Source organism: Tepidanaerobacter sp. EBM-49 (genome assembly GCF_001896645.1).
GTDB lineage: Bacteria > Bacillota > Thermosediminibacteria > Thermosediminibacterales > Tepidanaerobacteraceae > Tepidanaerobacter > Tepidanaerobacter syntrophicus.
Genome location: NZ_MPPE01000041.1, coordinates 92,282 through 112,004 on the forward strand (window position 1 = coordinate 92,282; position 19,723 = coordinate 112,004).

Annotated in this window: 22 protein-coding genes; all 22 read right to left on the bottom strand. The window is 38.7% G+C overall.

The window, feature by feature from the left end; genetic code table 11:
* Positions 1 to 4: 4 nt before the first annotated feature.
* Complete coding sequence (gene miaB, locus BUE08_RS07205; protein WP_286680646.1) at positions 5 to 1,318, bottom strand: tRNA (N6-isopentenyl adenosine(37)-C2)-methylthiotransferase MiaB; 1,314 nt, start codon at positions 1,316 to 1,318, stop codon at positions 5 to 7.
* Positions 1,319 to 1,358: 40 nt separating this feature from the next.
* Positions 1,359 to 2,123 carry a uracil-DNA glycosylase gene (locus BUE08_RS07210; protein WP_286680647.1) on the bottom strand — a complete coding sequence of 255 codons (765 nt, stop codon included), beginning with the start codon at positions 2,121 to 2,123 and terminating at the stop codon, positions 1,359 to 1,361.
* Between the two features lie 170 nt (positions 2,124 to 2,293).
* Positions 2,294 to 3,694 carry an oxaloacetate decarboxylase subunit alpha gene (locus BUE08_RS07215; protein WP_502689436.1) on the bottom strand — a complete coding sequence of 467 codons (1,401 nt, stop codon included), beginning with the start codon at positions 3,692 to 3,694 and terminating at the stop codon, positions 2,294 to 2,296.
* A gap of 63 nt (positions 3,695 to 3,757) precedes the next feature.
* Positions 3,758 to 4,879, bottom strand: coding sequence for a sodium ion-translocating decarboxylase subunit beta (locus BUE08_RS07220; protein ID WP_174221096.1), 1,122 nt, complete (start codon positions 4,877 to 4,879; stop codon positions 3,758 to 3,760).
* A gap of 26 nt (positions 4,880 to 4,905) precedes the next feature.
* The gene (locus BUE08_RS07225) at positions 4,906 to 5,298 is read right to left on the bottom strand and encodes a biotin/lipoyl-containing protein (protein WP_059034021.1); all 393 of its coding nucleotides are present in this window, start codon (positions 5,296 to 5,298) and stop codon (positions 4,906 to 4,908) included.
* Positions 5,295 to 5,723 (bottom strand): OadG family protein, encoded by a 429-nt coding sequence (locus tag BUE08_RS07230; RefSeq protein ID WP_059034023.1) that lies wholly within the window; start codon positions 5,721 to 5,723, stop codon positions 5,295 to 5,297. Before BUE08_RS07230 ends, BUE08_RS07225 begins: the two co-directional genes overlap by 4 nt.
* Positions 5,724 to 5,735: 12 nt before the next feature.
* On the bottom strand, positions 5,736 to 7,289 hold the full coding sequence (locus BUE08_RS07235; protein ID WP_213997402.1) for an acyl-CoA carboxylase subunit beta: 1,554 nt from the start codon (positions 7,287 to 7,289) through the stop codon (positions 5,736 to 5,738).
* A gap of 19 nt (positions 7,290 to 7,308) precedes the next feature.
* Positions 7,309 to 7,707 carry a methylmalonyl-CoA epimerase gene (gene mce, locus BUE08_RS07240; protein WP_059034027.1) on the bottom strand — a complete coding sequence of 133 codons (399 nt, stop codon included), beginning with the start codon at positions 7,705 to 7,707 and terminating at the stop codon, positions 7,309 to 7,311.
* Positions 7,691 to 8,647 (bottom strand): methylmalonyl Co-A mutase-associated GTPase MeaB, encoded by a 957-nt coding sequence (meaB, locus tag BUE08_RS07245; RefSeq protein ID WP_286680649.1) that lies wholly within the window; start codon positions 8,645 to 8,647, stop codon positions 7,691 to 7,693. Before meaB ends, mce begins: the two co-directional genes overlap by 17 nt.
* 21 nt (positions 8,648 to 8,668) lie before the next feature.
* Positions 8,669 to 9,073 carry a coenzyme B12-dependent isobutyryl CoA mutase small subunit gene (icmB, locus tag BUE08_RS07250; RefSeq protein ID WP_059034032.1) on the bottom strand — a complete coding sequence of 135 codons (405 nt, stop codon included), beginning with the start codon at positions 9,071 to 9,073 and terminating at the stop codon, positions 8,669 to 8,671.
* 13 nt (positions 9,074 to 9,086) lie between these two features.
* A complete protein-coding gene (locus BUE08_RS07255) occupies positions 9,087 to 10,763 on the bottom strand; it encodes an acyl-CoA mutase large subunit family protein (RefSeq protein WP_059034034.1) in 1,677 nt (558 codons plus the stop codon).
* A gap of 169 nt (positions 10,764 to 10,932) precedes the next feature.
* Positions 10,933 to 12,177: a Glu/Leu/Phe/Val family dehydrogenase gene (locus BUE08_RS07260; RefSeq protein WP_286680650.1), complete on the bottom strand. Its 1,245-nt coding sequence runs from the start codon at positions 12,175 to 12,177 to the stop codon at positions 10,933 to 10,935.
* Between the two features lie 34 nt (positions 12,178 to 12,211).
* On the bottom strand, positions 12,212 to 12,745 hold the full coding sequence (locus tag BUE08_RS07265; RefSeq protein ID WP_286680651.1) for a 2-oxoacid:acceptor oxidoreductase family protein: 534 nt from the start codon (positions 12,743 to 12,745) through the stop codon (positions 12,212 to 12,214).
* Complete coding sequence (locus BUE08_RS07270; RefSeq protein WP_286680652.1) at positions 12,738 to 13,565, bottom strand: 2-oxoacid:ferredoxin oxidoreductase subunit beta; 828 nt, start codon at positions 13,563 to 13,565, stop codon at positions 12,738 to 12,740. Before BUE08_RS07270 ends, BUE08_RS07265 begins: the two co-directional genes overlap by 8 nt.
* Entirely contained in the window at positions 13,558 to 14,706 is a 1,149-nt protein-coding gene (locus tag BUE08_RS07275; RefSeq protein ID WP_286680653.1) for a 2-oxoacid:acceptor oxidoreductase subunit alpha, read from the bottom strand. The genes BUE08_RS07270 and BUE08_RS07275 overlap by 8 nt, the downstream gene beginning before the upstream one ends.
* Positions 14,699 to 14,908 carry a 4Fe-4S dicluster domain-containing protein gene (locus BUE08_RS07280; protein WP_083497748.1) on the bottom strand — a complete coding sequence of 70 codons (210 nt, stop codon included), beginning with the start codon at positions 14,906 to 14,908 and terminating at the stop codon, positions 14,699 to 14,701. Before BUE08_RS07280 ends, BUE08_RS07275 begins: the two co-directional genes overlap by 8 nt.
* Positions 14,901 to 15,731, bottom strand: coding sequence for a PHP domain-containing protein (locus BUE08_RS07285; protein ID WP_213997404.1), 831 nt, complete (start codon positions 15,729 to 15,731; stop codon positions 14,901 to 14,903). The genes BUE08_RS07280 and BUE08_RS07285 overlap by 8 nt, the downstream gene beginning before the upstream one ends.
* A gap of 100 nt (positions 15,732 to 15,831) precedes the next feature.
* Positions 15,832 to 16,092 carry a stage V sporulation protein S gene (locus tag BUE08_RS07290; RefSeq protein WP_059034048.1) on the bottom strand — a complete coding sequence of 87 codons (261 nt, stop codon included), beginning with the start codon at positions 16,090 to 16,092 and terminating at the stop codon, positions 15,832 to 15,834.
* A gap of 107 nt (positions 16,093 to 16,199) precedes the next feature.
* Entirely contained in the window at positions 16,200 to 16,958 is a 759-nt protein-coding gene (locus tag BUE08_RS07295; RefSeq protein ID WP_213951282.1) for a TIGR00282 family metallophosphoesterase, read from the bottom strand.
* A gap of 83 nt (positions 16,959 to 17,041) precedes the next feature.
* Positions 17,042 to 18,571: a ribonuclease Y gene (gene rny / locus BUE08_RS07300; RefSeq protein WP_309297992.1), complete on the bottom strand. Its 1,530-nt coding sequence runs from the start codon at positions 18,569 to 18,571 to the stop codon at positions 17,042 to 17,044.
* Positions 18,572 to 18,788: 217 nt separating this feature from the next.
* A complete protein-coding gene (locus tag BUE08_RS07305) occupies positions 18,789 to 19,472 on the bottom strand; it encodes an ATPase (RefSeq protein ID WP_059034054.1) in 684 nt (227 codons plus the stop codon).
* Position 19,473: 1 nt separating this feature from the next.
* Complete coding sequence (locus BUE08_RS07310; RefSeq protein WP_059034056.1) at positions 19,474 to 19,716, bottom strand: hypothetical protein; 243 nt, start codon at positions 19,714 to 19,716, stop codon at positions 19,474 to 19,476.
* Between the last annotated feature and the right edge of the window lie 7 nt (positions 19,717 to 19,723).

Consider the following 19,723-nt stretch of genomic DNA (forward strand, 5'->3'; position numbering starts at 1 on the left):
GAAATTAATTTACAGCCTCGCCGATTAAACACCAGGTATGTGACTCGGTAATTTTTACATCAGCAAGGTGACCGATTAATTCTTTTGGGCCGACAAAATTTACTAATTTATTTGTTCTCGTCCGGCCGGAGAGTTTTTGAGCATCGTTTTTGCTCTCTCCCTCAACTAGAACTTCTTGAACAGTTCCAACTAATTCATTGTTTTTCCGCTTCGTTATGGAATCTTGCAGTTCCATAAGCCTTTTTAGACGCTCCTTCTTTATTTCATCATCTATCTGATCTTCCATTTGAGCTGCAGGGGTTCCGATTCTTTTTGAATATATAAAAGTAAAAGCAGAATCAAATTCTATGGTTTTCACCAGATCTAGTGTATCTAAAAAATCTTCTTCAGTTTCTCCCGGAAAACCTACTATTATATCAGTGGTAATAGAAATATTCGGAATGGCATCCTTTAATTTATTTACTAATTCTATATAATGTTCTCGTGAATAATGCCTATTCATTTTTTTTAGAATTCGACTGCTTCCCGACTGAACCGGTAAATGAATATGTTCGCATACTTTTTCGCATTCTTTCATTGCAAGTACTAGTTCATCAGACAGATCTTTCGGATGAGATGTTATAAACCTTATTCGCTCGATACCTTCTATTTCGTTTATCCTTCTTAAAAGTTCCGGGAAATCAAAAGGCTTATCTAAATTTTTACCATATGAATTTACATTCTGCCCCAAAAGATTAATTTCCATAAATCCTTCATCGGCAAGCGTTTTTACTTCCCTTAGAATATCCTCCGGCAGGCGGCTTACTTCTCTTCCTCTTACGTATGGTACTACGCAATAAGTACAATAGTTATTGCAGCCATAAGTAATTGGCACCCATGCTTTAATCGAGCTTGTGTGCTTTACTTCAAGGTTCTCAGCAAGATCAGAATTACCGGCCAAAGCAGCCGTTATTGAATCAATTCGCCTGCATTCCTCTATAAGCTCTGGCAGCTTATTAACATTTTTAATGCTAAAAAGAATATCTACATAAGGAAGCTTTTTTGAAATATATTCTACCACATGAGGTTGTTGAACCATGCATCCTGAGATTGCAATAGTAAAGTTAGGATTTCGCTGCTTAAAGTATTTAAGTTGGGCAATTCTGCCATAAACTTTTCTTTCGGCATTTTCTCGAATGCAGCAGGTGTTTAGTACAACAACATCTGCGTCTTTAAGCGTTTCTGACGGCTCATAGCCTGCTTTTTCTAGCACTCCTGCTATAACTTCACTATCATGTATATTCATTTGACATCCATAAGTAAATATTTTGTACTTCATAAATACCACTTCCTTACTTTACCCTTACTGCAAAAATAGTTTATGGGTCCGCGTAATTATATTCAGGACAAAGTTCCTTTGCTTTTTCCAAGGCTTTATTAAAGTCGCTCCAGACCAACCATTTAACCTGAGTTAAAGCCTTACCGCCTTGCCTTAAAATGTATGCCGGGTGAAAGGTAGGCATAATCCAATAATCCCTTACATTTATCCACTGTCCCCGCTCCTTCATTATACTGCTTCCGGGTTTAAAATAGTTAAAAGGCACGGCACCTAGTGCGATTATTACCTTGGGCTGGATTATAGATAATTCCAATTCTAATATATGAGAACATGCTTTAATCTCTTTTTGTAGCGGAGTCCTGTTTTGAGGAGGGCGACATTTTATTACATTTGTTATATAGACTTTTTCTCTGCTTACATTCAATTTGTCTAAAATAGTTGTAAGCAGCTTACCTGCTTTTCCTACAAAAGGACGTCCTTCTTTATCTTCATCAAAGCCCGGACCTTCGCCGATTAAAACTAAAGGGGAATTAAGGGCTCCTTCACCGGGCACTTTTTGAGTATGGGTTTCTAAGGTGCAGAGCATACAATTATTGCACTTATTTGTATACTCTATCAGTCTTTTATATAAGTAATCCCTCTCTTTGACAGCTTGGTCATTATCGAGCCTTAATGTGCGAAGAATGTCATCAGTATTAGTTTCATTCAAGTTAAATTCCATCTTTAAATCTAAAAGCAGTTTTACTATTTCCGGAAGCTTTATTTCATCAGCAGCAAGTGTCTTTTTTATTTCATTTTCAAGCACAGCCTTGTCCCTCTTTGTAAACTGATTTTAAATTGCTATGGTATATTATACCATATGGCGGTGTTTAAGTGAACCGCTTAAAGATATTCACTAGTTCATATTAAACCACTAAAAGCGGCTTGAAAGTTGGAAAATTCAAAGCCGCTTTTGTTATAAAATAATATGCTACTTCATACAGGATATACGTCAAATTTATCTTTTTGAACTAGGTTACTGTCAATCTTATATTTTTTGGCTTGACGCTCTTGAAAAAACTTAAGGGCAATTTGCGGGAATAATGCATATGTCAAAACATCTTCTTCTTGCTCCATATAATAGGAAATTTCTTTGCGGTATTTATCTAAAGCCGGTTCTAACAAGTCTGCAGGTCGGCACTCAATTACTTCTTCATCTCCTATTATTTTCTTCTTTATTTCTTCTTTTATTGGTGCCGGCGGTCTGCCGTAAAGCCCTTTTACGTAATTTTTAACTTCATTTATAACTACTTTGTAACGTTCCCCGGTAATAACATTGACAACTGCTTGCGTGCCAACTATTTGGCTTGTAGGTGTGACTAGCGGAGGATAGCCCAAATCTTCCCTTACACGCGGTACCTCTTTTAGCACTTCAGGAAGTTTATCTAAAGCATTTTGTTCCTTTAATTGGCTGGTTAAATTAGAAAGCATACCGCCCGGTATTTGATAATTGAGCACCATTGTATCCACCATTGTTATAATGCTGTCGATTTTATAATGGCTTCTAACTTCTTTAAAATAATCCGAAATACTGGAAATATACTCTAGATCAAGCTTTGTATCGTAGGGTGTGTTTCTCAACACTGCTACCATAGTTTCCGTTGGGGGTTGGGATGTGCCAAGAGCAAATGGCGATAAAGCCGTATCTATTACATCTACTCCGGCTTCGATAGCCTTGAGATAACTCATAGAAGCCATGCCACTGGTATAATGGCTGTGAAGTTGAATTGGGACACTTACTTCCTTTTTTAGCTTGGAAACCAGCTCATAAGCATCATATGGAGCCAAAAGGCCTGCCATATCTTTAATACATATGGAGTCAACGCCTAATTTTTCTAACTCCTTTGCCATGCTTACATAATACTCATTATTGTGAACAGGACTTATAGTATAAACAACTGTTCCCTGAGCGTGTGCCCCCACTTGCTTAGTTACCTCAATTGATTTTTCTAAGTTTCGTATATCATTTAATGCGTCAAATATACGAATGATATTTATACCATTTTCAACTGATTTTTTTATAAATAACTCTACAACATCATCAGGGTAATGATGATAACCTAAAAGGTTTTGACCTCTAAGAAGCATCTGCAGTGGGGTATTCTTGATGGCCTTTCTCAATTTTCGAAGCCTATCCCATGGATCTTCGTTTAAAAAGCGAATACATGTATCAAAGGTAGCTCCGCCCCACATTTCAAGAGAATAATAACCAACTTTATCAAGCTTTTCAGCTACCGGCAGCATCTCGTCTGTTTTCATTCTAGTTGCTACAAGGGATTGATGAGCATCTCTTAAGATGGTGTCGGTTATTCTAACTTGCTTTTGCTGCAATTTAATTCCCCTTTACTAACTATATTTAGGTTTTTTACAGGAAAGCCTATAAACCCTAGGCGGACGATTTTATCCACCATATAATGAAAGCAGTATTCCTGCGGCAATTGCAGTTCCTATAACTCCTGCCACATTCGGTCCCATAGCATGCATCAAAATAAAATTACCGGGTTTTTCTTCTTGAGCCACAACCTGAGATACTCTAGCCGCCATAGGCACAGCTGAAACTCCGGCGGAACCAATCAAAGGATTTACTTTTCCACCTGAAAAAATGTACATAAGCTTTCCGAAAAGGATACCCGCTGCAGTTCCTACTGCAAAAGCGGCAAGTCCGAGTAATAATATTTTGATAGTTTCCCATCTGAGAAAATTTTCGGCGTTTGCTGTAGCGCCTACAGTCACACCTAAAAATATTGTAACAATATTTATAAGTTCATTTTGCGTGGTCTTTGACAATCTATCGACTACGCCACACTCTCTAAAAAGATTACCTAACATTAAGCAGCCGATAAGCGCTGCAGCGCTTGGAACCAAAAAGCCGGCAAGTATTGTAACTACTATTGGGAACACGATTTTTTCAATTTTAGATACAGGTCTTAACTGTTCCATAGTAACTTCCCGCTCTTTCTTTGTGGTAAGGGCACGCATAATAGGCGGCTGGATTATAGGCACGAGAGCCATATAGGAGTAAGCGGATATTGCTACAGCTCCAAGGAGATGAGGAGCAAGCTTACTTGTAAGAAATATAGCTGTAGGACCATCTGCTCCACCTATTATTCCTATGGAAGCAGCCTCTTTAAAATTAAAGCCCAAAAGCGCGGCACCTAAAAAGCTCGTAAAAACGCCGAACTGGGCAGCAGCTCCAAGCAGCAGACTTTGGGGATATGCTATAAGCGGGCCGAAGTCTGTCATAGCACCTACTCCCATAAATATTAGCGGCGGATATATATCAAGTTCCACCCCTCTATAAATCCAATAAAGAAAGTTGCCTTTTGCCATAAGATTTGCCTGAGGGATATTGGCAAGCAGCATTCCAAAGCTTATCGGCACTAGAAGAAGCGGCTCATATTTTTTTCCTATGGCGAGATAGAGCAAAAAACATGCTATCCCTATCATTATGGCTTGCTGAAAGGTTAGGTTTGCATAGCCGGTTCCGGCAAAAAAATTTATTGCTTTATCAAGCACATCCATCACTCCATTGATGCTAATTTTGTGTTTTATTCAAAAGTTGCAAGCAGATCACCGGTATTTACTGATGAGCCTTCCACTACGTCAATGGAGACTACTGTACCATCTTCCGGAGCCAGGATTTCATTTTCCATTTTCATGGCTTCAAGCACCATAACTACATCACCTTTTTTTATCACATCACCGGGTTTTTTCTTAATAGATAGGATGGTGCCTGGCATTGGAGCCACTATTTTTTGTGCGCCTGAGGCTTTTGAAGAAGCGGGCTTGGCTTTAGGTTTAGCTGTTTCTTGAGATATTTGTGCTGTATTAATAGATTCTTGCTTTTTGTTTCCTAGCTCATCTTGAACATTTTTTACGCCCACTTCCTCGACTTCAACTTCGTAAGTCTTTCCTTCGACAGTTATCTTATATTTTTTCATTTGCAGATTTCTCCTTTCTTTATGTCATGGACTATGTGGCTTCTTGTGTTCTCGATTCGAGAAGTTACAGCCCATACTGGGGATTTTTGATGAATCTGGCGTATTGAATTTACCTTAAGGTTTATGGTGGAAGTTTCCAAATAAGCAGCAACTGCAGCAGTAATTATTGCGATAAGCTCGGAATCATCTTGCAGATTCTCAGATTGTGTTTTGCCATTAATAACTTCATCGACAAAATTCTCCTCTTTTACCTCGGCAGATGCTTCTATCTGAGAAATTTTTGCCCTTTTTAAACTTGCTGCAGGGTAAAAAACTATCCTTGAAAGCTGTAAAATAATCGATAATACATAGAGCGTAAGTATTACAAGGCCCATGCCAAATAGCGTGGTTTTTAAAGATTCAGTAATTATTTGTAAAGTCGTCATGGTTATGCCTCCTTATACAGGAATATTGCCGTGTTTTTTGGCCGGCCTTGTCTCAGATTTTGATATTAGCATTTCTAGAGCTGATATAAGTTTTGTTCTGGTTGCAGCAGGAGCTATTACATCATCTACATAACCCCGAGATGCAGCTTGGAATGGATTTGCAAAGTTATTCCTATATTCTTCTATTTTCTGATTCCTTGTTTCAATGGGATCATCAGAGCTTTCAATTTCTTTTTTAAATATTATATTTGCAGCTCCGTCAGGACCCATTACTGCTATTTCGGCAGTAGGCCATGCAAACACTTGATCTGCTCCAAGATGTCTGGAACACATAGCTATATACGCACCGCCATAAGCCTTTCTGGTGATAACAGTAAGCTTTGGAACAGAGGCTTCTGAATATGCATATAAAAGTTTTGCCCCATGCCTTATAATTCCTCCTTGTTCTTGGGCAACGCCAGGAAGATAGCCGGGAGTATCAGTAAAAGTAATGAGGGGTATATTAAATGCATCACAAAAACGAATAAACCTCGAAGCTTTATCTGATGCATCTATATCAAGGCATCCGGCAAGATAGCGAGGCTGATTTGCAATAATCCCCACACTGTGGCCTGCAAGCCTTGCAAAACATGTTACGATGTTTTGAGCATACATCGGCTGAACTTCAAGAAACTCTTGATTATCAACTATATGTCTTATTATATCCTTGATGTCATAAGGCTTATTTGGATCTATCGGTATTATATCGTTTAATTCTGGCACCATCCGTGTTGAAGGATCATCTGTTTTCTTATAAGGAGGATCCTCTAGATTGTTGGAAGGTATGTATGATAGAAGTTTTTTTATTTGTTCAAAGCATTCCTCTTCACTACTACTTATAAAGTGTGCGACTCCACTTTTTTGGCTGTGGGCCGCAGCACCTCCCAATTCTTCATCGCTTACTTCTTCTCCTGTTACTGCCTTTATTACCTGGGGGCCCGTTATAAACATTTTGCTTATACCTGAAACCATAAACACAAAGTCTGTAAGGGCGGGAGAATATACGGCGCCGCCTGCACATGGACCTAATATTACGGAAAGCTGAGGTATAACGCCTGAAGACATAGTGTTTCGGTAAAAGATCTCCCCAAATCCCTTTAACGCATCTACACCTTCCTGAATCCTTGCACCTCCGGAATCGTTAAGACCGATAAATGGTGCCCCTGTCTTTTGAGCCATATCCATTACTTTGCAAATTTTTGCCGCATGCATTTCTCCAAGGGATCCGCCCATTGTTGTAAAGTCCTGGGCAAATACAAAAACCAATCGTCCGTCAATTGTTCCGTAGCCTGTGACAACACCTTCTGCAGGAACTTTAGTATTTTGCATGCCGAATTGAATAGAGCGGTGTTCAACGAATGCATCAATTTCGACAAAACTGTCTTTGTCTAAAAGTTTCTCTATTCTTTCTCTTGCAGTAAGCTTACCGCTTTCATGCTGTTTTTGTATGCGTTTTTCCCCACCACCTGCTTCTATTTCTTTTCGTTTTTGCTCAAGCGCCTTGATTTTTGCTTCAATGTTTTCCATTGTTGTTTGCTCTGCCTCCTTATCGTTCGCATAATTCGATTAAAATGCCATTTGTGCTTTTGGGATGAATAAATGCAATTTTAGCACCGCCTGCTCCCATTTTTGGTTCTTCATCTATCAGGCGGATACCTTTTTGCTTTAAATCATCTAACTGTGCTTTTATATCATCAACTTTTAAAGCTATATGTTGAATGCCCTCACCGCGCTTTTCTATAAATTTAGCAATGGGGCCTTCGGCGCCCAATGGCTCCAAAAGCTCTATACGCGTATCGCCTAATAAAATCCCTACAGTTTTTACTTTCTGTTCCTCAACTGTTTCAATTTCAGAGACTTTAAGGCCTAGAGCTTCTGTATAAAATTTTGCTGCATCTTGTATATTGCTTACTGCTATGCCGATATGGTCAATTTTTTCTATCATTAGAATATTCTCCCTCCATTCTTGATAATATGATATGAGCTGCCGAATAAGGATCAGTTTCTCTGTTTAATATTTTTTCAGTAAATACCTCAAGTTCTGCAGAAAATCTATTTTTAATTTTATCTATATAAATCTCATAGACTAATTCTTGAAGCTCCTGTTTTAAATGGTCCTTACGCCTGCCATAAAGCATGTTTGTGCCCATTAGTATATTATATACTTGGTTTATGGCAAGCTCAAGCTCCTCTATTCCAAAGGCGGTATGGGCAATAGTCTTTAAAATTGGAGGAACAAAAGAATTTTTAGCATAAGAAAGTTCAAGGTTCATTTTTATTTGGCTTACAAGGCGGTCTGCCCCATCTAAATCTGCTTTATTTACTACAAATATATCTCCGATTTCCATGATACCCGCTTTTATTACTTGGACTTCATCGCCCATTCCCGGCACAAGCACTAATACTACGATATCAGCTAGACTTATTATATCTACTTCTGACTGTCCGACACCCACCGTTTCTACTATTATATAATCCATTCCGGCAGCATCAAGGATTTTTACTGCGTCAAAACAGGCATGGGCAAGCCCGCCGAGTCTTCCTCTGGTGCCCATGCTCCTAATATATACCCCTTCATCTTTTGTAAGTTCCTGCATTCTTATTCTGTCCCCTAGGATTGCGCCTCCCGTAAAAGGACTGGTAGGGTCTACTGCAAGAATCCCAACTGTTTTATTTTTTTCTCGCAACCTTTTTGCAAGCTGGCATATCAATGTACTTTTACCGGCGCCGGGAGGACCAGTTACTCCTAAAACCAAAGCTTTTCCGGTAAATCTATATATTTCTTTTAATATATCAAAAGCCTTTTCAGGCTCGCTTTCTATGAGAGTAATTGCTTTTGCAATACTTCGCTTATCTTTTTTTAAAATTCCATCTACTATATCCATAAAGTGAGCCTTCTCTATTATCTAATCTTTTTTAACATTATCTTTAATAAACTCTACTATTTTAGAGGTAGGTGTGCCTGGAGTAAATATTTCTTTGATGCCTATTTCCTTTAGGTAGGGAATATCTTCTGCAGGTATAACACCACCTGCAATAACCATAATGTCAAGAGCATTCTTTTCTTTTAAAAGCTCCATTATGCGAGGGAAAATAACGTTGTGAGCACCGGAAAGGATCGAAAGCCCTATGACATCTACATCTTCTTGGATAGCAGATTCTACTATTTGTTCGGGAGTTTGCCTAAGGCCTGTATAAATAACCTCCATACCTGCGTCGCGGAGTGCTCGTGCAACAACCTTTGCTCCCCTGTCATGGCCATCAAGACCGGGTTTTGCTACTAGGACCCGTATGGGTTTTGAACTTGCCAAAAAATCACCCTCTTTATATGTTTATAGAAGCCTTGTATTCGCCAAACACACTGCGCAGTGCGTCACATATCTCACCTAAAGTGCAGTAGGCTTTAACACATTCTATTATTGGCGGCATTAGGTTTTTGCAAGTCTTAGCGCAGTCTTTTAGGTTATTTAAAGCCTCACTAACCTTTGAATTATCCCTTGATGCCTTAAGTTCCCTTAATTTTTCTATTTGAAACCTTGCTACTGCAGGGTCAACTTTTAACAAACCTCGAGGCGGCTCTTCCTCAATTTGATATTTGTTCACGCCAACTACTATGCGATTTCCTGATTCTATCGCCATTTGATAGTCGTAGGCACTATCCTGTATTTCTTGCTGCATGAAGCCATTTTCTATAGCTTTTACTGCTCCGCCCATTTTATCGATTTTTTCAATATACTTGTTTGCGCTTTCTTCAATCATATCTGTAAGATTTTCTATATAATAAGAACCGGCAAGAGGATCCACAGTTTCAGTAATCCCGCTTTCATGAGCTAATATCTGCTGAGTGCGCAGGGCTATCCTTACAGAATCTTCAGAGGGTAATGCAAGGGCTTCATCCCGAGAGTTTGTATGAAGAGATTGAGTGCCGCCAAGAACCGCCGATAAAGCTTGAATAGCTACTCTTACGATATTGTTGTCAGGCTGCTGAGCCGTCAAAGTAGAACCTGCAGTTTGTGTATGAAATCTGAGCATCATTGAACTGGGGTTCTGGGCATTAAATCTTTCTTTCATTATTTTTGCCCACAGTCTCCTTGCGGCTCTAAATTTTGCAACTTCTTCGAACAAATCATTATGGGCATTAAAGAAAAATGAAAGTCTTGGGGCAAAATCATCTATCGCAAGGCCGGCTTTTATAGCAGCTTCGACATAAGCTATGCCGTCAGAGAGAGTAAACGCTACTTCTTGAACGGCTGTAGCACCTGCCTCTCTGATGTGATAACCGCTAATACTTATAGTATTCCATTTTGGCATGTAACGCGAGCAAAATTCAAATATGTCCGTTATTAGGCGCATTGAAGGTTCTGGAGGAAAAATATAGGTGCCTCGAGCTATATATTCCTTTAGTATATCGTTTTGGATAGTTCCTGAAAGCTCCTCTAATGGCACACCCTGATTTTGAGCAAGAACTATGTACATAGCAAGCAACACGGCAGCAGGAGCATTTATCGTCATTGATGTGCTTACCTTATCTAATGGAATTCCATCAAATAAGAGTTCCATATCTTTTAGGGAGTCAATTGCAACACCAACTTTACCTACTTCTCCTTGAGATAGAGGGTGATCTGAATCGTATCCCATTTGAGTGGGCAGATCAAAGGCCACGCTAAGTCCTGTTTGACCCTGTGAAAGTAAAAATTTATATCTATTATTAGATTCCTCGGCAGTTCCATATCCTGCATACTGTCTCATAGTCCAGAGGCGACCTCTGTACATGGTAGGATATATCCCGCGCGTGTAAGGAAATTCTCCCGGAAATCCTAAATCCTCTAAATAATCGAAATCCTGCATATCTAATTCTGTATACAATCTTTTAATCTCTATTCCGGAATTCGTGTAAAAATTATCACATCTTTCCGGCCTTTTCTCCAAAGCCTTCCTCGTTTTTTCTTCCCATTTCTTTTGGCATTCCAAAAGTTTTTCGAAGGAGTCTTTGTCTTTCATAAGATATTCCTCCTCCTTATTTTTATTCTTAAATTTAATAGTATAATACTTTATAAAAAAAGGCAATAAACCAAATCATCAAAACTGCTATATTAACAGTAGCATTTATTTAGCAATTAGCACTACCCCTGCTGTACAAACAGAGATAGTGCTTGCTTTGCTGTATTGTTTATATTAATCCTCTAAGTCTTATAGTCTCCGAAATTCGATTAATAGCTGCCAAATATGCCGCTTGTCTTAAAGTAACATTTAAACTGCAATGCATATCATAAACATTGTCGAAGGCCTTAACCATTAATGAATCTAATCTTTGTATAACTTCTTCTTCAGTCCAGTAAAAGTTCATCAAGTTTTGAACCCATTCAAAATAGGATACAGTAACGCCACCGGCATTGCTTAAGATATCAGGAAATACCAAAATTCCTTTTTCTTCTAAGATTTTATCAGCCTCCGGAGTAGTTGGACCATTTGCGCCTTCAACTATAACTTTAGCTTTTATTTTAGGAGCAACATCTTTGTCTATTGCATTTTCCAGTGCTGATGGAACTAATACATCTACATCAAGTGCCCAGAATTCATCAAGGCTTATTCTCTTTACTTCCGGATAGTTCTTAACACTTCCGTATTTAGCTTTGTAGTCGAAAAGTTTTTCTACATCAAGACCATTTTCATCATACAGCACATAATCCTTACCTGCCACAGCAACTATTTTTGCTCCAAGCTCTTTACAAAAGAGTGCTGTGTAACCGCCTACATTGCCAAAGCCTTGGAGGGCTATTTTAATTTTAGACATATCTAAGTTGAGCTTCTCGCATGCTTTTTTAATTACCACAGTCACTCCATATCCAGTTGCCTGGGTTCTTCCCAAAGAACCTCCTAATGGCACAGGTTTTCCGGTTACTACGCCGGGAACAGTATAACCTTTCAGCTTACTAAATTCATCCATAAACCAAGCCATGATTTGGGGGTTTGTGTTGACGTCGGGAGCGGGGATATCTTTTTCAGGTCCTATAATTGAACTAATCGCTCTTACATAACCTCTTGTCAGTCTTTCCAGCTCTCCTTTTGAAAGTTCGGCAGGATTGCAGCAGACTCCGCCTTTAGCTCCTCCATAAGGTATACCGACCACATTGCACTTAAATGTCATCCACATTGAAAGACTTTTAACTTCATCAAGACACACATCCGGATGATACCTAAATCCGCCTTTTACAGGCCCCATAAAAGAACAGTGCTGAGATCTATAGCCGGTAAACATCTTTACTGAACCATCATCCATTTTTACGGGAATTTGAACTACAAGCACCTTTTCAGGCTCTTTGAGCAGTTCATAATAGGATTTGTCAAGGCCCAGTTTGTCGCATGCCAGTTTAATCTCCTTTTGAACGGATTCAACTAAATTTGTTTCGGGCATAACGAAAACCCCTTTCATGTTTAGATTAAAAAATTTATTTCAATTTTATCAGTTGAAACCCCTCCTGTAAAGCGGTTTTATTAATTTTTTCTGTGCCTTTTGGCACCCTGTCAAGTACCGCTTTTTCAATTGCTTCCCTTGATATAGCACCTGTAGCTTCTGTCAGGACTCCGAGTGCTACAATATTTGCAACGATTATTCTGCCTACTTTTATTTGAGCAGTTTCTAATATAGGAACGCTAAGAACATTTAAAAAATCTTTAGGGGGTTTCATAGTTGAATCTATTATAAGGAGACCGTTTTCTTTTACATCGTTGACGTATTTTGTCATTGCTTCCTCAGTCAGGGCTAGAAAAACATCAGGATTTGAAACTTTAGGATAGTAAATCTCTTCATCGCTAATTATTACTTCAGCTTTACTTGCGCCGCCGCGAGCTTCCGGACCGTAAGACTGGGTCTGTACTGCATTTTTCCCGTCTAATATTGCAGCCTCAGCAAGTATGATTCCGGCTAAGATAAGTCCTTGGCCTCCTGAGCCGCTCAATCGTATCTCTATTGTGTCACTCATTTTTGGTTCCCCCTTGAGCTTTTTCGATGACCTTAGCATATTCCTTGGTATATTCAGGTGCGCTTTCTTCATAAAACTCTCCAATGACGATTTTGCCTGAAAGCTCCTGACTAGAAAGTTTTGCGGCCGTTTTGACTGTGACAGAAAGATCTCTGATATTTTCCATCATAGCAGCAGGAGAACCCATTTTATTTTTGCGGCCAAAATATGTTGGGCATATAGCTACGGCGTCTATTACCGAAAAGCCATCGTGATTTATTGCCTTTTCTATTAATTTTATTAATTGAGGAACATGATAAACAGTTCCTCTTGCTACATAAGTAGCGCCTGCGGCCTCAGCCAGTTTGCATAAATCAAAGCTTCTGTCAATGTTGCCATAGGGAGCTGTGGTAGCATATGCACCTTTTGGCGTCATTGGAGAATATTGGCCGCTGGTCATTCCGTATATATTGTTATTAAAAACTATCGTAGTAATATCTATATTCCTCCTGGCTGCATGAATAAAGTGGTTGCCGCCTATGGCGGAGCAATCTCCATCACCTGTAAGAACTATAACTTTAAGGTCCGGATTTGCCATTTTAATGCCGGTAGCAAATGCCAGCGCTCTTCCATGAGTAGTATGAAGCGTATTAAAATTTAAATAACCCGTCGCTCTAGATGAGCAGCCTATACCGGATACGATGCATACTTTGTCTTGGTTGAGCTTTAGATTATCAATAGCTCTTACAACAGCACCCATTATGATGCCATTGCCACAGCCTGGGCACCATATATGAGGAAGTTTATCTGTTCTGAAATACTTTTCTAATTCCTTACGCATCTTTGGCCACTTCCTTAACTTTATCAATTATTTCCCATGGAGTTATTAATTCACCGCTGTATTTGTTAAGACCATCAACTTTAAATGCGCCTTCGGCAGTGGCCTTAACTTCTTGTATGAGCTGACCGTAATTCATTTCAGCTACTATTAGGTGCTTTACAGAAGTATTGACAAGTTCTAAAATAGCCTTACTGGCAAAGGGCCAGATTGTTTTTAATCTCAGCATGCCGACTTTCAAACCCTCTTGCCTTAAGACCTTTATTGCCTGCAATGTTGAACGAGCAGTGGAACCAAAAGTGACTATAACTATTTTTGCATCATCTGTATAAACATTTTCATAGTCTATGATATCATCTAGATTATCATATATTTTGCTCATCAGTCTTGAAATCAGTTCTTTTGTAACAGCAGGATTCGTAGACGGAAATCCTGAAGCATCATGAATAAGACCAGTTACATGAAAAGGAACTCCCTTACCGAAATCTACTATTGGAGGAATTTTATCCCCATCATAATCCATATAAGGTTTATACGGAAGAGGTGAACCTTTAAATCTTTTTCTGTTGACTATTTCTACGTTCTTAATATCATCTAGCTCAACTCTTTCTCTCATGTGAGCTACAACTTCATCCATAAGTAAAATACAAGGCACCCTGTACTTTTCGGAAAGATTAAAAGCTCTTATTGCCATATAATAGGTTTCCTTTACAGAATAGGGTGAAATGACTATTATAGGATGGTCTCCGTGAGTTCCCCACCTGGCCTGCATAACATCACCCTGGGCAGGAGATGTGGGCAAGCCTGTGCTCGGTCCCCCTCGCTGCACATCTACTATAACGCACGGCACCTCAGTAAGAGATGCAAATCCTATATTTTCTTGCTTTAGAGAAAATCCAGGGCCGCTAGTTGCAGTCATAGATTTTACGCCTGTAAGAGATGCCCCTATTACTGCTCCCATACTTCCAAGTTCATCTTCCATTTGAATAAATTTTCCTCCGACTTGAGGCAGCCTTTCTGCACATAATTCAGCAATTTCAGTAGATGGAGTTATGGGATATCCGGCATAAAAGCGCATACCGGCAGTTATGGCTCCTTCTACACAAGCTTCATTACCTTGCATAAGTATTGCTTTGTTATTCATCATCTTCACCTCCGACTACTATAGCATAATCCGGACATCTAAGTTCGCACAACTTGCAATTAGTGCAAGCGCTTAATCTGGCAACTGCCGGCCTGCCGTCTTCAGATGAGACGTAAACCTTTCTAGGACAAAAGGCTATACACAAACCGCACTTTTTACAAGCCTTTTCATCAATAATGATTTTTATATGTTTTTCAATCAAGATGATCATCGCTCCTGTCTTTCATTTCCTTTAACTTATAAAAATACTCTACCGGCACATTGAAACTCCCTAAAAGAAGGGGTGTTTCTCCGTGAGAATCTGAGCCCCCTGTCAAAAGCAGATTATTGTCTTTAGCCAATTTAGCATACAGCTGGATATCTTCTTTTGTGTGATCTTTATGAATCACCTCTATTCCTTTAATACCATATGAAATTAATTCGCTTACAATATTTTTATTTTTTAAGAGGCCTGGGTGCGCCAATATAGGTATACCGTGCTTTTTATATATTAAATCTACGGCGTAAAATGGAGTTATTTTTTCCTTTGGCACATAAGCAGGAGCATCTTTACTTAAATACTTTTCAAAGGCTTCTTCGATAGAATTTACATATCCCTTATCGCAAAGCACCATTGCTACATGGGGCCGGCCTATGGACGCACCTTTTGATTTTGCGAATACTTCATCTTCAAAAATATCAATCCCAAGAGATTGAAGCTTAGAAACAATTTTGTATATCCTTTTTTTGCGACCTTCTTGTAAATCTGTCAGGAATTCGTTTAAATTTTTATCGCAAAAGTCAATATAATACCCAAGGATATGAACTTCTTCACCAAAATATTCCGTACTAAACTCAATTCCCGGCACTACTTCTATATCTTTGTAAGATTTGGCTGCGTCTAGTGCCGGCTGTATTCCCTTGACAGTATCATGGTCTGTAATAGCTACTGCTTTTAGCTTAAGCTCAAAGGCTTTTTTTACTACTTGCTGTGGCGCAAGCAAGCCATCTGAAAATGTTGTGTGTACATGAAGATCTACATACATGAGTACATTTGCCCCCTAAACAGAAAACGACATTCAACTGATTAAAGCTGAATGTCGTAAACTTTTTTAAAAATTGTTACCCGCTTTTTAAACTTGAATTTTAACGCGGTTCAACGATCAGCTTTATGGCTGTCCTCTCCTGACCGTCAATTTCAATGTCAGTAAAAGCTGGGATACAAATTAAATCAACCCCGCTAGGTGCTACAAATCCTCTTGCTATAGCTACGGCCTTTACTGCTTGGTTTAAAGCTCCCGCGCCAACCGCTTGAATTTCGGCACCGCCTTTTTCCCTTAAAACACCTGCTAAAGCTCCTGCTACCGAATTAGGATTGGACTTAGCTGATACCTTTAACACTTCCATTGTTTAATTCCTCCCTGCATGATTTGCTTTTAATACTTTATTCTATATTTTTATAAAAAGTCCTTGTTTTTTTTAAAACTTTTGAGGAAATATTTTAATTTAAATATTTATTCCTTAATTCGTTGAATTCTCAAAGCTCGCCCTGTATTTTTATCTATATCCGCAACTACGCCATTTATTTCGGAGGGCCCTCCGGCAACTTCAAATCTTACCGGCATTTGTGTAAGAAATTTGTATAATACCTTGTCTTTTTCCACACCTATGACGGAATTTATAGGACCGGTCATACCTATATCTGTTATATATGCAGTGCCATTTTCCAGGATTCTTTCGTCAGCTGTCTGTACATGTGTGTGTGTCCCAACAACTAGAGATGCACGGCCATCAAGATACCAGCCCATAGCGATCTTTTCTGAGGTAGCTTCAGCATGAAAATCTACCACTATAATTTTTGTTTCTTTAGCTATTTCATTAATTATTTTATCCGCAGTTCTGAAAGGACAATCAAGAGGAGGCATAAATGTTCTACCTGAAATATTCAAAATACCAATCTTGCAATTTTGTCCGATTCTAGCTATTTGATAACCTTTGCCCGGACTTGCAGGATAATTAGCAGGTCTGATTATTCTTTCTTCAGAATCTATAAAATTAAATACATCCTTATTATCCCATATATGGTTTCCTGTTGTCATAAAATCTATGCCGCTTATAAAGAGATCTTGTGCGACCTTTTCAGTTATTCCGTTGCCGCCTGCTGCGTTTTCACCGTTTGCTATGGTAAAATCTATCTCGTATTTCCTTTTTAAAAAAGATAATTTTTCATAGATAACTGTCCTTCCGGGCCTGCCCACAATATCTCCTATCATTAAAATTCTAAGTGGTTTCAATAAGTTCAGCTCCTGGCTTTTTATCTATAAGTTGTAAAAAAGTGCGCAAAACGCGCACTTAATTATTTTGCATATTCTGTAACTCGAGTTTCTCGTATTACATTTACCTTAATCTGACCCGGATATTCTAACTCATCTTCGACTTTTTTAGCAATATTCCGCGCAATTTCTAAAACGCCTAAATCATCTACATCTTCAGGCTTAACCATAATTCGAATTTCTCGTCCCGCTTGAATTGCATAAGATTTTTCCACACCTGCAAAAGAATTCGCTATTTCTTCAAGCTTTTCCAAACGCTTTATATAAGCTTCCAAAGTTTCTCTTCTTGCTCCGGGTCTTGCAGCGGATATAGCGTCTGCCGCTTGAACTAATATAGCCTCAACAGTTTCCGGCTCCACATCGCTATGATGTGCTGCTATAGCATTTATTACTTCTTTAGATTCTCCGTATTTTTTAGCAAGCTCAGCTCCAAGCAAGGCGTGAGGACCTTCTGTTTCCTGATCTACGCTTTTTCCTATGTCATGCAAGAGACCTGCGCGCTTTGTAAGTTTTACATCCACGCCTAACTCTGCAGCCATAGCGCCGGCAAGATGTGCAACCTCTATAGAGTGATGGAGCACATTTTGACCGTAACTTGTTCTGTAGTATAGTTTTCCAAGGTATTTTATAAGATCGCTGTGAAGACCGTGAACGCCGGTATCAAATGTGGCCTTTTCGCCCTCTTCACGTATGGTATTTTCCACTTCTTTCTGGGCCTTTTCAACCATTTCTTCAATCCTTGCAGGATGGATCCTTCCGTCTAAAATCAGTTTTTCTAAGGCAATTTTAGCTACTTGTCGTCTAATAGGATCAAATCCGGAAAGGATAACTGCTTCAGGAGTATCATCAATAATAAGGTCTACACCGGTAAGAGTTTCTAATGCTCTAATATTCCTGCCTTCTCTGCCGATGATTCTCCCCTTCATTTCATCACTTGGCAATGCAACTACAGATACCGTTGTTTCTGCAACTTGATCTACTGCACATTTTTGTATGGCATATGAAATAATTTCTTTTGCGCGCTTCTGCGCTTCTTCCTTTGCCTGAGCTTCAATTTCCTTAATCATTATAGCTGCATCATGACGAACCTCGTCTTTTACCTTATTGAGCAAAAATTCTTTTGCTTCTTCGGTGGTCATAGATGAAATCCGTTCAAGCTCAGCAATTTGCTTCATATATAATTCATTGACCTTTTCATGAAGCTGATTAATTTCAGCTTGCTTTTTGACGACTAATTCTTCCTTTTTTTCTATTGATTCCATTTTTTTGTCGAGAGATTCTTCTTTTTGAATTAATCGTCTTTCTGAGCGCTGCAATTCGTTTCTTCTGTCGCGCAGCTCCCTTTCGGCATCGTTTTTAAGTTTTAATATTTCTTCTTTTGCCTCTACAAGAGCTTCACGTTTAATAGATTCGGCTTTAATTTCTGCATCTTCCAAGATTTTCTTAGCCGATTCTTCTGCGGACTTTATCTTTGCTTCAGCAATATATTTTCTAATAAAATATCCCAAAGCCAAAGCTACAAATCCAATAACAAGAGTTGCTAGTACATTTATGCTGCCGATACTTCTTCACCTCCTAGATTGTGAATAAAACAATAAAACCGAGGGAACTCGGCTTTATTAATTAAATAGAGATATAAATGCTCTAATTAATTTACATTCGCGCCTCCCGAATCAATTAAAAACCGAAGTTCATCAAGGTTTTATCACAATTTAATTTTATACTTTTTTAACACTTGTGTCAAGAAAACCTGATATGGGCAAAACTGTTTCAAAGCTTGTTTTGCTCTTTTTCATCCACTAATGTTACATCGCTGATTCCGTTTTTCAGCTCAACTTTGTATGCCGCATCCGCAATTTCGCTCAAATAGTTATTATGTGTAACCATGATTATCTGGCGATGAAAAATATCGCTTATTTGCTTTAAAAATTGTGCTACATTTGCTATATATTCGCTGCTTACATGTTTAGCTGGCTCGTCTAAGATTAATGGTCCGTTTTTATATGCATTAGTGCTTTGTATTACCGCTATTCTGAGAGCAAGTGATATAACATCAACTACTCCGCCACCTCGAGCATCTTGAGGTTTTGTTTTAACTTTAAAATTATCGTAATCAGAAATTACATAAAATTCAGCATTCGTTTTATTCGCGGCCTCGGAAAGTTCAATCTGGAACTCGATATTTGGGCCAAAAACAAACTGTAGACAGTGAGTGACAAGCATTTCTATTTGCTGCTTTATTTGCTCTCTGGCATATTCGGATGCTCTTTGAAGTAAAAACTTTACTTGTTCTAAAACATCCATTAGTTCTCTTATTTCTTCAAGCTCGTTTTCCTTGGCTGACAAATCATTTTCCAGTTTCTCTTTTATACTCTTTTTAACATTAAACTCTATGAGCAACTGCTGTGTTTCTTTCTCGATATCATTTATAGTCCTATCCAAATCTTCAAGCATTTTATGCCTCCAGGTCTTTCGGCAAAAGCTCCTTTGCTTTTTTTAATAAATCCTCTATCTCTTTGCTTGCCTTTTCGATTTCTTTATCAAGCTCTTCAGGCTTTACGTTTAGTTTTTCTAACTCATCCAAAATAAGTTGTCTTTGTTTCTGTAGCTCTTCTAAACGCACCTCTGCTTTGTATCTCATAGCTTTAGCTTTGTCTATTTTTTGTTTTAGTTCGTGAATTTCTTTTTCTGCATCCATATCTTCA